At 61.7% G+C, this 15,644-nt stretch carries 11 protein-coding genes; 8 read left to right on the forward strand and 3 right to left on the reverse strand.

From position 1 onward, the window contains the following. The first annotated feature begins 1,029 nt into the window (after positions 1–1,029). The 4 genes from AC1DX3_RS04925 (at position 1,030) to AC1DX3_RS04940 (ending at position 7,638) form a co-directional block, all read left to right on the forward strand. Positions 1,030–4,278, forward strand: a complete 3,249-nt coding sequence (locus AC1DX3_RS04925; RefSeq protein ID WP_476988130.1) for a TonB-dependent receptor — start codon at positions 1,030–1,032, stop codon at positions 4,276–4,278. Between the two features lie 87 nt (positions 4,279–4,365). Then, positions 4,366–5,094: a SapC family protein gene (locus AC1DX3_RS04930; protein WP_476988131.1), complete on the forward strand. Its 729-nt coding sequence runs from the start codon at positions 4,366–4,368 to the stop codon at positions 5,092–5,094. A 9-nt stretch (positions 5,095–5,103) separates the two neighbouring features. Then, the gene (locus tag AC1DX3_RS04935; protein WP_476988132.1) at positions 5,104–6,129 is read left to right on the forward strand and encodes a cupin-like domain-containing protein; all 1,026 of its coding nucleotides are present in this window, start codon (positions 5,104–5,106) and stop codon (positions 6,127–6,129) included. An 18-nt stretch (positions 6,130–6,147) separates the two neighbouring features. Then, entirely contained in the window at positions 6,148–7,638 is a 1,491-nt protein-coding gene (locus AC1DX3_RS04940) for a tryptophan halogenase family protein (protein WP_476988133.1), read from the forward strand. 140 nt (positions 7,639–7,778) lie between these two features. Here the strand turns inward: AC1DX3_RS04940 and AC1DX3_RS04945 are convergent, their stop codons facing one another. Both AC1DX3_RS04945 and AC1DX3_RS04950 read right to left on the reverse strand, forming a co-directional pair. Next, complete coding sequence (locus AC1DX3_RS04945; RefSeq protein WP_476988134.1) at positions 7,779–8,930, reverse strand: chitobiase/beta-hexosaminidase C-terminal domain-containing protein; 1,152 nt, start codon at positions 8,928–8,930, stop codon at positions 7,779–7,781. Between the two features lie 185 nt (positions 8,931–9,115). After that, positions 9,116–10,120: a LacI family DNA-binding transcriptional regulator gene (locus AC1DX3_RS04950; protein ID WP_476988135.1), complete on the reverse strand. Its 1,005-nt coding sequence runs from the start codon at positions 10,118–10,120 to the stop codon at positions 9,116–9,118. A 237-nt stretch (positions 10,121–10,357) separates the two neighbouring features. On the opposite strand from AC1DX3_RS04950, the gene AC1DX3_RS04955 reads away from it, so the two are divergent. Continuing rightward, entirely contained in the window at positions 10,358–11,323 is a 966-nt protein-coding gene (locus tag AC1DX3_RS04955; RefSeq protein ID WP_476988136.1) for a Kelch repeat-containing protein, read from the forward strand. Positions 11,324–11,636: 313 nt separating this feature from the next. On the opposite strand, the gene AC1DX3_RS04960 is transcribed toward AC1DX3_RS04955, so the two are convergent. Next, complete coding sequence (locus AC1DX3_RS04960) at positions 11,637–12,653, reverse strand: PDDEXK nuclease domain-containing protein (protein WP_476988137.1); 1,017 nt, start codon at positions 12,651–12,653, stop codon at positions 11,637–11,639. A gap of 253 nt (positions 12,654–12,906) precedes the next feature. Between AC1DX3_RS04960 and AC1DX3_RS04965 the strand changes: the two genes are divergently transcribed. From AC1DX3_RS04965 to AC1DX3_RS04975, 3 genes are all read left to right on the forward strand, one after another. After that, a complete protein-coding gene (locus AC1DX3_RS04965; RefSeq protein ID WP_476988138.1) occupies positions 12,907–13,221 on the forward strand; it encodes a DUF2089 family protein in 315 nt (104 codons plus the stop codon). Then, positions 13,218–13,571: a hypothetical protein gene (locus AC1DX3_RS04970; protein WP_476988139.1), complete on the forward strand. Its 354-nt coding sequence runs from the start codon at positions 13,218–13,220 to the stop codon at positions 13,569–13,571. Before AC1DX3_RS04965 ends, AC1DX3_RS04970 begins: the two co-directional genes overlap by 4 nt. 172 nt (positions 13,572–13,743) lie before the next feature. Beyond that, complete coding sequence (locus AC1DX3_RS04975; protein WP_476988140.1) at positions 13,744–15,486, forward strand: gamma-glutamyltransferase; 1,743 nt, start codon at positions 13,744–13,746, stop codon at positions 15,484–15,486. Positions 15,487–15,644: the final 158 nt, after the last annotated feature.

Raw genomic sequence — 15,644 nt, forward strand, 5'->3', positions numbered from 1 at the left:
ATGGTTTCCAGATACCGCACCGGAAGACGAATTCCCCAGGCGCGCGATTTATTTGGCGACGGCAACAAAACTTTAAGTCGCTGCAACATAACGAAAAAACCACTTTTGAGCGCATGGCTGTTTTTCAGAAAGGCTCGCCATTTTGGCGGCGGCACGCCTCAAATGCCAAGTTGTCCGCCCCCTGCCAATTCAGTATTTGGGTGCACTGCAAACCGAACGACAAGTTGTCGCCACGACTGTACCAATATTCATTCATATGACAATTAAACCAATCGTATGATAATTAAATAAATTGTGGCGTTGAGGTAACACGGGTGGTTTTTGTCTGTAAAAGTTTGGGCAGCCCACTGTTGACCGTTGACATACCTGACATTTCACCTTAACTCTAGGCTATCGATGGTAGCGCTATCAAGCGTTCGCTACCAGTGAAAGCGGGTCGCACGAAGATGCGGTCTTTGTAAAAATTAGTTGAGGACACCACATGGACATTTTTCGAACACGAGGTCGCCAGACGACCTGATCACGGCCCTTCGCATTGGCCGGCCCGGCCATTGACACCGCCATCTCCATGAGATGGCGGTGGCGCCGCACCGTTTGTGCGACGCGCGACGAGTCGTTCAATGACCCGCGGACCCGGACACATAGCCCAAAGACAGATCTGAATCAGGCGTGCCCTTGAGCACCGGCGCATATACCCCCATAGATTGTGGATTATGTGCCGCCTTACACGGTTTCTTCCCAAACTGTGCGGGGGCCGCCCTCCCAAAAGGGGCGGCCCCATCTTTTTCAGATCCAGGCCTTGTGACGGCACTGCCGGCAAGATGCGCGGTCGCCAAAATGATCTTTTCGGTCGTCGGACTTTAAGACTTTCGCACTTTCGGGGGCGAATACTACCGGCAGCGCGGGCATCATGCAGTTACCCCCGCCCCGGACTTAAGACTGCCACCTCGTCCTAACTTTTAGCCGCATTCTCGGGCGGAAAAAGGAGACAGAGGCCGGCTCGGTATCATAATAACCAGGGAGAAGGCTATGAAAAATAGACTGTCACACAAGCCCGTCGGCAAGTTGTTGCGGACGGCATTCCTCGGCGGCGTATCCACGCTCGCCCTCGGCGCCATGACGGCGCCGGCGTTCGCACAGGACGCAGCGGCGCCTGCCGCCGCCGTCGACGACACCACCGTCGTCGTCGTCACCGGTATCCGCGGTTCGCTGCAGCGTTCCATGAATATCAAAAAGAACGCGACCGGCGTCGTCGACGCGATTACCGCCGAAGACATCGGCAAGTATCCGGACACCAACCTGGCCGAGTCGGTCCAGCGTATTCCAGGCGTCTCGATCGACCGCGTCAATGGTGAAGGTTCCAAGGTCACGGTCCGCGGCTTCGGTCCCGGCTTCAACCTCGTCACCCTCAACGGCCGCGTCATGCCGACGGCCAGCATCGACCTGATCGGTACCGGCAACACCTTCGCCGGCGGCGGTTCGCGTAACTTCGACTTCTCGAACATCGCTGCCGACAGCATTTCGGGCTTCGAAGTCTACAAGACCGGCAAGGCCAATGTCGCTTCCGGCGGTATCGGCGCCACGCTGAATATCAAGACCCTGCGTCCGATCAACAAGGCCGGCTCGACCGGCTCGCTGAGCCTCAAGGCCCTGCATGGCGACAACATTGTCGACGGCAAGGAATGGACTCCCGAGCTCACCGGCGCCTACAGCTGGACCAACGACTCCAAGACCTTCGGCCTCGCCCTGTTCGGTCAATATACCGAGCGTGACGCCACCACCCGTCAGGCCACGCAGAATAACTGGAACCTGGACACCTATAGCCAGTTCTTCGACCCGAACAGCGGCCGTCTGCGCTACGCCACGGATCCGAACACCAACGCCAAGACCCTGCAAACCAGCATCAAGGGCGACATGCCATCGGCCGGCGCCCTGATCGCCTATCCGAACGACAGCCGCTATGCCCTGTCGCAAACGCACAACCAGCGCACCAACCTGGGCGCCACCGTCCAGTTCCGCCCGTCGGAAAACTGGCTGTTCACCGCTGACGCCCTGTATGTCGAAAACATCGGCAACGAACAGCGCGCCGAGCAAACCAACTGGTTCAACCGTCCGTTCGACAACATCACCTTCCAAAAGGGCGAGTCCGGCATCTACAATGCCCTCTACCTGCAGGAAAATGAAAACGGCACGAAGGACATCGGCTTCGAGCAACAGCTCCTCAGCCAGAAGAATACGCTGAAATCCGCGGGCTTGAATGCGCGCTGGGATATCAACGACCGCGCCACCATGACCTTCGACGTGCACAGCGCCGAAGGCAAGGCCAGCCCGAACAACCCGAACGGCACCAGCTCGGTCATGATCTCGATCGGCGCCCCCGTCGTCAAGGATCACTCCGTCGACTTCACCGGCGAAATTCCGGTACAGAAGTACACCGTTTGGGACGGCAATCCGGTCTATCAGACCGACTCCAACGGCAATGTCGTCAAGGACGGCAACGGCAATCCGATCATCATCGGCTACCGTGGCAACAACAACGGCAAGCTGGATGCGGGCGATCTGGGTTCCCAGGTGGCGCGTATGGCGACCAACAGCCAGGAACACAAGATCGACGAAGCACGGGCGGATTTCACCTATGACTTCGGCGACAGCCGCTTCGACGCCGGTGTCGACTTCATCAAGTCGAAGATGACGACCACGACGGGCAGCACCTATCAGGCGCTGGGCGACTGGGGTATCGGCAATCCGGGTGACGTCGCCCAGTATGCGCCGGGCATGATCACCACCTATTGCCTCGGCTGCCTCTTCGACGACTTCACGCCGGGTCAATCCGATATCGCGTTCCGCGGTAACGCCCTCGACATCTACAAGGCCCTGGCCAAGTCGTCCTTGTACAACAAGGACATCCCGACCGCCGCCCTGACGTCCAACTCCGTCGAGGAAGACATCAAGGCCGCCTACGGCCAGTTCACCATGAAGGGCGACTTCCTCGGCCGTCAGGCAACTGTCGTCGCCGGCCTGCGCTACGAAAAGACCGACGTCAAGGCGATCGCTGAGCAAAGCACGCCGGTGGCCATCCGCTGGACCGCCGACAACGACTTCACGCTCGACAGCAGCTCGGCCACGGTTCACCAGCAGTACAAGTCGAACTACGATAACTGGCTGCCGAACCTCGACATCTCGTGGAACGTCCGTGACGACCTGATCGCCCGCGCCTCGTTCTCGAAGACGATCGCCCGCGCCGCCTACGGCAATCTCTACGCCACGACGACCGTCGGCACACCGCCACGTCCGACCGCCAACGGCACCAATCCGACGGCCGCCCGCGGCAACCCCGGCCTGCTGCCGCTGGAATCGTCCAACGTCGATTTCTCGGTCGAATGGTACTACGCCACGGACAGCTATGTGTCCCTGGGCTTCTATAACAAGGACGTCAACAACTTCGTCGGTACGGGCCGCATCCAGACCAATCCGTTTGGCCTGCGTGACCCGTCGTCGGGTGCTGCCGGTTCCCGTTCGGGCGTCGCCAAGGATCTCTTGGGTTCGATCAATCAATCGACGACGGATGTGAACCTGTTCACCATGACGGCGTTGTACGACCACTACCTCAACACCGCGGATCCGGGCAACCCGGGTCACAACTACACCGCTTCCGGGGCGCAGGCCAAGGCCAAGTCGGATTACCAAAATAATCTGGACGGCAACGGCAACCTGCAACAGACCTATGTCGACCAGGTGCTCAAAGCCTACGACCTGACGGCCGACCCCAATGACCCGCTGTTCGTGTTCGACACCAATATCCCGGTGAACAACAAGACCGCCAACCTGCACGGCTTCGAATTTGCCTTCCAGCACTTCTTCGGCGACACCGGCTTCGGTGTGTCGGGCAGCTTGACGACCGTCAACGGCGACATCGAGTTCGACAACTCGGCCCCTCCGGGCACCCAGCAGTTCCCGCTGCTCGGCCTGTCGAACACCTTCAACGTCACCGCCATCTACGACAAGGGTGACTGGTCGGGCCGCGTTTCCTACAACTGGCGCGACAAGTTCATCTCCGCGACCAATGTCGGCGCCCAAGGCGACCCCCTGTACACCGAAGCCTTTGGCACGGTCGATGCGGCACTCAACTATCGTGTGACTCCGTCGATCCAGATCACCCTGGAAGGCCTCAACCTGAACAAGGCGCATATCCGCCAATACGGTCGCGACAAGACCAACCTGTACTTTGCGCAGGAACTTGACTCGCGTTACCAACTTGGCGTGCGCTACAAGTTCTAATATGACAGCATAACCGTCACGGTAAGGCCGCGGTTCGCCGCGGCCTTATTGCTTTTTGTACAACCCTGAAATTCCGGTAGTGTGGTCATGGCGCAACCTGTTCTCCTCGATAACGTCGAGCATCACGATCTGAGGATCATCACCCGCCACGGCCCGGAATACGGCGACGCGACCAATCAGACCCTGGTCGTGCCGACGGAGTACGAAGCGCTCCAGAGGGAATATCCCATCTTCTTCCGCCAGAACCGCGAAGGCGGCTTCGAATCCTTTGTGCTGCTCGGCTTCGACAACAACGAAAATCTCTTTCTCGACGGCGATGTCTGGCAAGCACGTTATATTCCGGCCATCCTGACCCGCGGTCCTTTCATGATCGGCTTCCGCGGCGATGCAGCCGACAGCGACGGCCGCCGCGAACCCGTCATCCATGTCGACCTCGACCATCCGCGCGTCAGCCACAGCGAAGGCGAGCCCCTGTTCCTGACCCACGGCGGCAATGCGCCGGCCCTGGAGCGCACCGCCAATGCCCTGCGCGCGCTTCACGTCGGCGCCGAGATGAGCGCCGCCATGTTCGCGGCCTTTATCGCGGCCGGCCTGATCGCGCCGGTCGACATCAAGATCCGGCTCGACGAACGCACGGAATACGACCTGCCGGGCCTGTTTTCGATCAGCGCCGAAGCCCTCGCCGGTCTCGACGGCCCCGCGCTGGCGAAATTGCACGCCGAAGGCTTTCTCGCCCTGGCCTTTCATGTCGTCAGCTCGACAGGTAACATCAACCGTCTGATCGAGATCAAAACCCGCCGCCGCGCGCTGGCGTAAGAGACCAGCATGACCCCAATTTTCACCAAAACCGACGTCATCACCGGGGTAAACGCCGCCGGATTGCCGTTCGAGCGCTTGCTGGCCGACCAGCGGCCGGTGATCTTCAAAGGGGCGGCGCGCGACTGGCCGCTGGTCCGCGCCGGTTTGGCTTCGGCCCAAGCCGCCGCAGATTATCTCAAAGGCTTCTACGCCGGCAAACCCGTCACCGCCTATACCGGCGCCCCCGCGATCAAGGGCCGCTTCTTCTACAATGACGACGTCAACGGCATGAACTTCCAGGCCGACCGCGTGCCGCTCGGCGATGTCCTCGACCGCATCCTGGCCCATCTCGACGACGCCGGCGCGCCGTCCTTCTATATCGGGTCGACCGATCTCGACCAATATCTGCCGGGTCTGGGCCGCGACAACGGCCTCGCCCTCGACCATCCGATGTTCGAGCGCCATTTGGCCAGCATCTGGATCGGCAACCGCACCACCGCCACCGCTCATTTCGACATGTCGCACAACCTGGCGGTCTGCGCCGCCGGCCACCGCAGATTCACCCTGTTTCCGCCGGAGCAGGTCGAAAACCTCTATCCCGGCCCGCTGGAGCCCACCCCCGGCGGCCAGGTCGTCAGCATGGTCGACTTCACCGCCCCGGACTTCAACCGTTACCCCCGTTTCGAACAGGCCCTGGCGGCGGCCCAGGTCGCCGACCTCGAACCCGGCGACGTGCTGTTTTACCCGGCCATGTGGTGGCATCATGTCGAAGCCCTCGACCCGTTCAACATCCTGGTCAATTACTGGTGGAACACGTCGCCGGCCTTCATGGATACGCCGATGACCACCCTGCTGCACGCCCTGCTGTCCTTGCGCGACCGCCCCGACAGTGAAAAACAGGCCTGGCGCAATCTCTTCGACTATTACGTCTTCGGCCCGGCCGAACGGGCGGGCGAACACCTGCCCGAACACGCCCGCGGCCCCCTGGGCCCGCTCGACGACATGAAGGCCCGGCGCCTGCGCGCACAAGTGCTCAACAAACTCAACCGCTGAAAACAAGAGAAGAACGCCATGGAACAGGTCGTGAAGAAGGTGGTCATTGCCGGCGGCGGCACAGCCGGCTGGTGCGCGGCCGCAGGCCTCAGCCGCCTGCTCGGCCCCCTGCTCGACATCACCCTGGTCGAATCCGAGGACATCGGCACGGTCGGCGTCGGCGAATCGACCATCCCGACCGTGCGCAACTTCCACCATCTGCTCGGCATCGACGAGCGCGCCTTCCTGCGCGCCACCAATGCCACCTTCAAGCTCGGCATCGGCTTCGAGGACTGGGCGCGCCTCGGCGACCGCTATACCCACTCCTTCGGTGTGATCGGCAAATCGACCTGGATGGCGCCCTTCCACCACATGTGGCTGCAGGCCCGCGCCGAGGGCTGGGGCGGCGAATTGCGCGACTATTGCTTCGAGCTCCAGGCGGCGGAGGCCGGCAAGTTCGAGACCGGGGAAAACGCCCGCATCAACTATGCCTATCATCTCGACGCCAGCCTCTACGGCCAATTCCTGCGCAAGATGAGCGAAGCCGCCGGCGTCAAACGCGTCGAAGGCAAGATCAAGACCGTCGAACAGGATGCCGGAACCGGCTTCATCACGGCGCTCGCCATGGACAACGGCACGCGCGTCAAAGGCGACCTGTTCATCGACTGTACCGGCTTCCGCGGCCTGCTGATCGAACAAACCCTCAAGACCGGCTATGAGGACTGGGGCCAGTGGCTGCCGACCGACCGGGCCCTGGCCGTCCAGACCGAGTCCGCCGGCCCTCTCATGCCCTATACCCGCGCCGCCGCCCACGACGCCGGCTGGCGCTGGCGCATCCCCCTGCGTAACCGCGTCGGCAACGGCCTGGTCTATTGCAGCGCCAACCTGTCCGACGACGAGGCCCACAGCCGCCTGCTCGGCGCCCTCGACGCCAAACCGATCATCGAGCCGCGCCTGATCGGCTACAAGACCGGCCGCCGGCTAAAGGCCTGGAACAAGAACTGCGTCGCCTTCGGTCTGTCGAGCGGCTTTGTCGAGCCGCTGGAATCGACCAGCATCCACCTCTTCCAGATCGGCATTACCCGCCTGGTTCAGCTCTTCCCCTTCGGCGGCGTTACCGACGCCGTCGTCGACCATTATAACGACATGTCGCGCAAGGAACTGGAAGGCGTGCGCGACTTCGTTGTCCTGCACTATAAGGCGACCGAACGCAGCGACAGCGCCTTCTGGCGCGACCGCGCCGCCATGGCCATTCCCGACAGCCTGGCCCAGCGCATCGACCTGTTCACCCAAAGCGGCCAGGCCTATCAGGAGGCGACCGACCTGTTTCGCGTCGATTCCTGGGTCCAGGTCCTGCTGGGCCAGCGCCAGGAACCGCGCAGCTGGCACCTGCTCGGCAAGTTCATGGACGGCGGCCAGCTACAGACGGCGCTCACCGGCCTGAAAGGCAGTATTGCCGCCGCCGTCAACCGCATGCCGACCCACGAACAGTTCCTCGACAGCTATTGCGGACTGATGGCGGCGGAGTAACCGTCGCTGCAGCTTTAAACTACGGGGAATGCCTTTCACCTCCCCCTCGCCCCTTTCAAGGGGAGAGGGTGGCAGGCTTCAGCCTGCCGGGTGAGGGGTTCTTTCTTAAGGCTGCCGATTCAATCTGAAGACATCTCGCTCTAATTATTCGTATATAACCTCACATAATCGACCTGCATCTCCGACGGAAACGGTGTCGTGCCGTCGGGCGATCCCGGCCAGTCACCACCGACCGCCAGGTTCATGATCAGGAACATGCTCTGGCCGTTGTCGAAAGGCCAGACCGCCCCGGCATGACCGGTCAGATCCGTCGTCGCGATCGTGGTATAGGGGTGCGCTGCGTCGTCGACATAATAGGCGACGCTGCCCGGCTTCCAGATCATGCCATAGGTATGCCAGCCGGCGGCCGTCTCGCCCGCCGGGAAATTATAGGTGGCGCCAATGTCGTTGCCGGTAAAGCCCGTGCCGTGGACCGACCCCTTGTTCCAATCGGGCGTCAGCGCGCCGTTGACGCGCTCCAGGATGTCCTGCTCGCCCGAAGCCGGCCACCCGGCGGTGTTGATATTGTTCCCCAGCGCCCAGACGGCCGGCCACAGGCCTTGCGCTTCCGGCGCGCGGGCGCGCACTTCCAGGCGGCCGTACTGGAAGCTGAACAAGCCTTGCGTCTTCATCCGCGCCGAGGTGTAAACACCGGCGCTCGGCTGGCGCGCGACGATGTGCAGGCTGCCGTCGGTGCCGACAAAGGCATTCGGATTGGCCGCATCGCACGGCGCCGCCGACGATGTCGCCGTGCAATAGGTCTCCAGCTCGTGATTGCCGAAGCCGGAATTGCCGGTGTCATAGCCCCAGATGACGGCATTGGGCGCCACCGGCGCGCCGCTGGCGTTGTCGAATTCATCGGCCCAAACCAGTGTGCCGGCGGCGATATTGGGGGCGAAATCCTGCGACGTCACGGCGCTGGTGGTCGTGCCGGCCGCCGTGGCGATCGCCTTGACCGTGACATTGGCCGCCACCAGGAACGGTCCTTCATATTTCGTCGAAGCCGCGGTCGGCGCCGTGCCGTCGACCGTGTAATAGATGGCCGCCCCGGCCGTCGCCGACGTCAAACTGACAATCGCCGCGCCATTCTGCTGGGCCGAGGTAGCGACCGCCGGCGCTGCCGCCTGGGGCGTCGCGGGCGGTGTGGGTGTCGTACCTCCCGCGCTACCACCACCGCCGCCCCCGCAGCCGGCTACGAACACGACAAGACCCAAGACCAGGCCCGGACGGGCCTTGGCAAAAACTGAACGCATGCGACGTCTCCCTAAATTTGTTCATCCGGAACCGGGATCGAGCCCGGACCGGTCCGCGACGGCGAGGTCGCGACGGCCTAAATCTGTGGCATATTGTCAGGAGCGTCAAGAATAAATGTCATCGATGTCATTTTTCGCCACGCGTGTGACTTGCGGATGTGGCTGCCAAGCCGCCGAGGGGGACATCAGGTCGTTTCGCGGGCGATCAGTTCATGCGGGATGATATGGCGGACCTGGGTATCGCTGGCGGTCAAAACCTCGCCGGCAGTGTTGAGAATGGCGACACTGCGCCGGGCCATCTCCAGATAGGGCTGCCTGACCGTCGTCAGGGTCGGCCAGATGGCGGACGAAATCGGTGCGTCGTCGAAACCGACGATGGCGATGTCCTCAGGGATGCGCAAACCCATCTTGTGCGCCACCGAACAGGCCGCCGCCGCCATTTCGTCATTGCAGGCAAAGATAGCCGTCGGCCGGTCGGGCAGGCTCAGCAGACGTTCGGCGGCCTCGAACCCCGAGCGGAACGAAAACGAACCCTGGGCGACATAGTCCTGGGGCGGGCGTGGCGCGGCGATGGCGTCGAACGCCTCCTGATAGCCCAGCCGGCGCAGGATCGAGGCGGCGTGGTCGGGATGGCCGGCGATATGGGCGATCCGGGTATGGCCCAGGCCGAACAGATATTCCGTGACGTCGCGCGCCGCCTTGCGATCGTCCATGGCCACCGAGGCATAGTGGCTGTCCGGCGCTGACGGCGAGATCAGGACGCAATTGATGCCGCGCTGTTTCAGGAAGGATTTCAACGGTCCGAAGTCGCACAGGGTCGGCAGCAGGATCATGTCCTTGATGCCGGCATCGGTGATGAACCGGTCGAGATAGGCCTGCCAATCGGCCCGCCCCGGCTCATACAGCTCGACCGACAGATATTTCGACGATTCCATGCAGGCGGTCAGCATGGCGGAATGAAACCGCCCCTGATAGCCGCTCGTCGGATCCTCCAGCAATAGGCCGATCGAGGCGCGCGTACCCTTGCGCAACTGCCGCGCCTGCATGTTCGGCCGGTAATCGAGGCTCGCCATGACCTCCAGCACCCGCTCGCGCGTCCTGGCCTTGACCGCCGGGTCGTCATTGACCACGCGCGACACGGTCTTGGCCGAAACCCCGGCTTTTTCAGCTACATCGTAAATTGTCGCCATCGGTAAAGAAGCGCCCCGTATTGCGCCTTGGGCCCGGCGCCATTCCACTCACACGCCGACTTTGAACTTGTGCCGCCGCCGGAGCAACTGATTTATTGACCCATGGCGGGCCTCCAGCTCCCTCCGGCGGACCGATTGGCCACCTTGAAGCACGCGGCGAGCCCGGCACGCTATCTACGAAGCTTTTCGTTGATTCTACGAAAACCTTCGTATAAGATCATGACAAGGAGCCCCGCCATGATCTTGTCCAACACCGTCCGTCCTCTTCTTGCCCTGTTGACCGCCTTGGTCTGCGTCGGCGCAACCCAGGCCCAACCGGTCGATGTCGCGCTTCACCCGCAGCCGCGCGCCCACCACGCCGGCGCCTATGATACGGCGACCGGCGAGCTGATCATCTATGGCGGCTTCACCTATGACAACGGCGTCAAACGCCTGGGCGATATCTGGGCGTGGAATGGACAGGGCTGGCGCTATATCGGCGACAGCGGTGTGCCGAAGATCGTGCCGGCCATGGCCTATGACGCCAGGCGCGACCGCATCCTGACCTTCGGCGGCACGGGCGACGGCGATCGCAATGACGACAAGCTCAGCGTGCTGGACGGCGACCATTGGCAAACACTCAGCGAAGAGCCGACCATGGCACGCGTCGGCGCCGCCATGGTCTACGATACGCAACGCGACCAGATGGTCATGTTCGGCGGCCGTAATGGCCAGGTCGAACTGGCCGACACCTGGACCTTCGACGGAACCTGGAACCAGACCTGGCTGGCCGGCCCGTCCCTGCGCGATCCGACCGCCATGGCCTACGATTCCGACCGCGGCGTCACCGTGCTCTATGGCGGCTTCCGCCCGCTGGCGGGCCTCGGCGACACCTGGGAATGGGACGGCAAGGGTTGGAGCATGACGACGGACCAGGGTCCCGGCCCGCGCGCCTGGCCCGGCCTCGCCTATGACAGCAAACGCCACCGCATGGTTCTGTTCAGCGGCGAGGACGCAGCCGGCCATTTCTACGGCGACACCTGGGCCTATGACGGCAAGACCTGGACACGCGTCGCCACGGACGGCCCGCCGGCCCGCATCCAGTTCGTCATGGCCTATGACACCAAACGCGACCGGGTGGTGCTGTTTGGCGGCATGGACGCCAACGGCCACTATGTCGACGATGTCTGGGAGTTCGATGGCCAAACCTGGTCCAAAAGATAACCGCCAATAGGCTCTTCCGCCCCCCGTCTAAATGGGTGGAATTGGGTGAACGAACGCCGATAAGCTTTTTCGCCTCCCGCTAAATGGGTGGAAATGGGTGAATGAGGCGCGCGTTCCACCTATAAGAATTTGTGAAACTCCGTACTCCCCACCCCCGGCCTGCGAAATTACCCCCGAAATCCGCAACCTCGCCACCGCCATCGCCCCGTTTAAGGGCGCCCGGCGGGCCATTAGCCACCTCTAAACCGCCGCGAGCACGTAGTCATGCGCCCTATAACGCCGGCGATGTCATGACCAAGCACGACAAGGACACCTATTCCAACCCACCGTCGCCGTGTTCACCCACGGTCAGCTGGTAAAACTCATGCAGCTTGGCGCGCAGCAACGCCTTATCCGGAAGCTGGGTTTGATACTGCGCCACCAGGGCCGGGGATAGGCTGCGGCTGAGGGCATATTCCACCACCTCGTCATCGGTGCTGGCGCATAACAGCAGGCCTATCGCTGGACTTTCGTGGGCCTTGCGCACGTCGCGATCCAGAGCCTCGAGATAGAAGCTGAGCTTGCCCAGATGCTCCGGTTCGAAACGGCCGATCTTCAGCTCGATCGCCACCAACGCATTCAGACCGCGGTGAAAGAACAGCAGGTCGAGCGCGAAGTCGCGGCCGCCGACCTGGAGCGGATATTCCGAGCCGACAAAACAAAAATCGCCGCCCAGCTCGACCAGAAAATTTTTCAGAGTCGCCAGCAGGCCCTTATGCAGATCGGCCTCAAGATGCGTATCCGGAAGCCCAAGAAATTCAACCATATAGGCGTCTTTAAAAACGCTCGTGGCGGTCGGGAACAATTGTCTCGCCACTGCTGAGACTTTTGGCGGGTGCAGAACCGTACGCTCGAATAGGGCGGTCTTCATTTGCCGCTCGAGTTCGCGTTTGCTCCACTTCTCGGCTATAGCCTGACACACATAGAATTGGCGCTCTTCCGGACGCTGACTCTGGCTCATGATGATCAGATGATGAGTCCATGGCAATTGTGACACCACTGGTGACACAAATTCATCGCCACTATAAGTCTCGTGGAATTGCCGCATGCGATAGAGGTTGCGCGCCGTAAATCCGCGCAAACCGGGATAGGCCACAGCGATGTGCTGTGCCAGTTGCGGCACGACGCCTTCGCCCCATTCGGCGGCGGCAATCTTGCGGCTCAAGGTTTCGCCGATCTGCCAATATAGCTCGATCAAGGTGGTATTGACCGCCGCATAAGCCCTATGCCGCGCGGCCTCGATCAGCGAGGTGACCACCGCGAAGTCTTCATTGGCAACCGGAAGGCTCATAAACCGGCTCCATTCTTGCGCGGCTCAGCAGCGGACGAAAAAAAGCAGGACAAAATTTGACGGCTCACGTTCTTGGACCCCGGACTGTTCGGCCATACGACCACGTGGCGCATACCGACACAACCGGCAAAATGAACAGACAAACCGAAACAAAGCCGGCCCTGCAAATATATCAACAAAATTGATGTTGACTTTAATTTTGTTTATGTTGATAATATTAAAGTCGATTTTAATTTTATGTAAGTCCCCGCCCATGACCACACCTCCATCCGCCGTCCCGACCTGGGTAGCCGACTTGCCGTCGGAAGACCTGGAATTCATACGGCGCCTCGTCTTGGCCTCCGGCTCCCTGAAAGATCTGGCCCAACAATACGGGATTTCCTATCCGACCATCCGTCTCCGCCTCGACCGCGTCATTGCCCGCCTGAAATCCAGCGAAAGCGTCCAGGACAGCGATCCGATGACGCGCAAAATTCGCAGCCTGCTGGCGGACGGCAGCATCGATCCCGCCGTCGGCAAACAACTCCTCGACATCTATACGAACCTTAGCAAAGGAACGAAGTCATGATCGCACAAGCGCCCTGGTTTGCATTGGACAACCTGATCTGGCTCGGCCCCGCGGCAGGCGTGGTATGCGCTGTTTGGGGTTTCACGGTCGGTGTCCTCGGCCACTATTTCATCCGACACGGCCGCGGCCACGCCTGGGTCTACGGCCATGTCTATGCCGGCCTGGCATTCGGCCTTGCCTTGACCATAGCCGGCGTGATCGCCGTCGTGGTCAAGCAGCCCATGCCCATCTATGCGGTGCTCCTCGGCGTTGGCTGCCCGTTCTCGATCGGAGTCATCGTCACCCTCTTCAGTATTCGCTACGCTTACCGCGCCACCGAATTGCAACGGATGCACGCCCTGGAGCAGTAACCAACAACCGACGAGCTTGACTCGTCGGCTGTTGGCAGCGGGCAAGCGCCCGCCCGAGCTGATGCGAGGAGCCATGCGGCGATTGAGCTGAAAGAATACTCCACACCGCCTGCCCTACATCTCACAACAACCCCTTTTCAACACCGGGAGTCCGCGACTCCGGGGAGGACCCATGACGCGCCTGCATACCCTGAAATCCCTTTCGGCGGCGATGGCCGTCCTCGTCATGGCCTCCGGCTCCACCGCCTTCAGCCAGGAGGCGCCCAAACCGTCAACCTTCTGGGGCACGGAGACCGCCGAAGCGGCACAACTCACCCAACAATACGCCGCCAAAAAAGGCACAATGGGTCAGGCGCAACACGCCATGATCGCCGCCTGCCACAGCCGCTCGGTCGATATCGGGCTCGACATACTGCGACAAGGCGGCAATGCGACCGACGCCTTTATCGCCGTCACATTTGCCGATTACGTCCAATCCCCCGGCGCCAGCAGCCTGGGCGGCCCCCTGGGCGTCCTGGTCTATCGCGCCGAGGATCATAAGGTCGACAGCCTCGTGGCGCCGCTCAAGACCGTGCAAAGCCCGACCGGTCAGTGGCGTTCGGGAGACACCGCGCCCGGCAAACAGGTGTTGATACCCGGCGCGCTCGCCGGCCTCGAAGCCCTGCATACCAAATATGGCAAATTGCCGTGGCGCGACCTTGTCACGCCGGCGGCCAACCTGGCGCGCGACGGCTTTACGGTGGACTATCTGTATTCGGCGATCGTCGCAGCCTATGCCGCCACCATCAAACATTCGCCCTATGGCGCCGCCACCTATTTTCACGCCGACGGCACACCGGTCACGGCCGGTGAAACCTTGAAACTGCCGGTCATGGCCGACACGCTCGACGCCATAGCGGACAAGGGCGCGGCCTATATGTACACGGGTCCATGGGCGGTGGAAGCCGTGCGAAGCCTCAGGGCCGAAGGCGGCGAGATGAGCCTGAAAGATCTGGCCGATTACAAGCCCGAATGGTCACAACCCCTGCATATCGTCTATCGCGGTCGCGACATCTACGCCTTGGGCGGCCACAATAGCGGCGGGGCGCGCCTGTTGCTGGCGCTCGAGGTTTTGCAGCACGCCGACATCGCGGCCATGGGACATTATTCCGAATCCCTCGACGGCCTTGAGACCATGATCCGCATCAGCCGCGCCATCAGTACTGAACCATCGTTAGGCGCGCAGAGCTTTTTTGACGACCCCCAAGCCTTGCAAGCCCTGCTGGATGGCGATCGCGCCGATGCCCTGTGGCAGGACGTCACCAGCAAGACGGATCGCACCTATCTCCCGCAACTGGGCTCGCACAGCTATAGCGTGGTCGTCGCCGATGCCGACGGCAACACGGTGACAGGAACCCACACGATCGAATCCCTGCCCTTCGGCAGCGGTATCTTCGTCGGCGGCGTGCCGCTGAACAATACGGCGACCCTGCACCCCTTTGTCGAAGGCCTGGCCTACAGCACGCCCCCGGCCAGCTATATTATTGAGCCCCTGTCGGCGACCCTGGCCTTCGATAAGGGCCAACTCCGGCTGGCGGCCAGCACGTTTTCCGCTTCGCTGTGGCCTGCCGATTTCGAGTTGACGACCAGTGCGCTCGACTTCGACTGGAGCCCGGAGCGCATCGCCCTGACGCCGCGCTTTGGCGGTTACGCCCTCGATCTGAGCAAGATGACGGCCGATATGTCGAGCAACGCGCTCGACAAGCGCTATAGTCCGAGCGTCGTCGCCGAGATGCAAAAGCGCGGCCTGAAGCTGTCCCAGGCCGGCTATATCGATACCGGCATGCTGGTCTTGATAGAGCGCGACCCGGCGACGGGCACCATGACCGGTTTTACCCCGGAACAGCTGATCGACGGCAAGGCGGCAGGCTATTGACCGGCCAGCCCTATACGGTAATATATTATTTTACAGCCCACGCATTCCTGCGGCAAAAACACTAATCTTTTCAATAAAACTTGCCCGCGAATGCGTGCCTTGTCTACTCATTCGCGGCATCGCAATATCGGTCGCCGCTATAAAACCTTTTGCCGCCT

It is taken from the genome of Asticcacaulis sp. P2_B1 (assembly GCF_056404915.1).

Excerpts from the sequence above, each read along its gene's own strand:
- AC1DX3_RS04925 (WP_476988130.1), top strand. The coding sequence starts at position 1,030 with ATGAAAAATAGACTGTCACACAAGCCCGTCGGCAAGTTGTTGCGGACG.
- AC1DX3_RS04930 (WP_476988131.1), top strand. The coding sequence starts at position 4,366 with ATGGCGCAACCTGTTCTCCTCGATAACGTCGAGCATCACGATCTGAGG.
- AC1DX3_RS04935 (WP_476988132.1), top strand. The coding sequence starts at position 5,104 with ATGACCCCAATTTTCACCAAAACCGACGTCATCACCGGGGTAAACGCC.
- AC1DX3_RS04940 (WP_476988133.1), top strand. The coding sequence starts at position 6,148 with ATGGAACAGGTCGTGAAGAAGGTGGTCATTGCCGGCGGCGGCACAGCC.
- AC1DX3_RS04945 (WP_476988134.1), bottom strand. The coding sequence starts at position 8,930 with ATGCGTTCAGTTTTTGCCAAGGCCCGTCCGGGCCTGGTCTTGGGTCTT.
- AC1DX3_RS04950 (WP_476988135.1), bottom strand. The coding sequence starts at position 10,120 with ATGGCGACAATTTACGATGTAGCTGAAAAAGCCGGGGTTTCGGCCAAG.
- AC1DX3_RS04955 (WP_476988136.1), top strand. The coding sequence starts at position 10,358 with ATGATCTTGTCCAACACCGTCCGTCCTCTTCTTGCCCTGTTGACCGCC.
- AC1DX3_RS04960 (WP_476988137.1), bottom strand. The coding sequence starts at position 12,653 with ATGAGCCTTCCGGTTGCCAATGAAGACTTCGCGGTGGTCACCTCGCTG.
- AC1DX3_RS04965 (WP_476988138.1), top strand. The coding sequence starts at position 12,907 with ATGACCACACCTCCATCCGCCGTCCCGACCTGGGTAGCCGACTTGCCG.
- AC1DX3_RS04970 (WP_476988139.1), top strand. The coding sequence starts at position 13,218 with ATGATCGCACAAGCGCCCTGGTTTGCATTGGACAACCTGATCTGGCTC.
- AC1DX3_RS04975 (WP_476988140.1), top strand. The coding sequence starts at position 13,744 with ATGACGCGCCTGCATACCCTGAAATCCCTTTCGGCGGCGATGGCCGTC.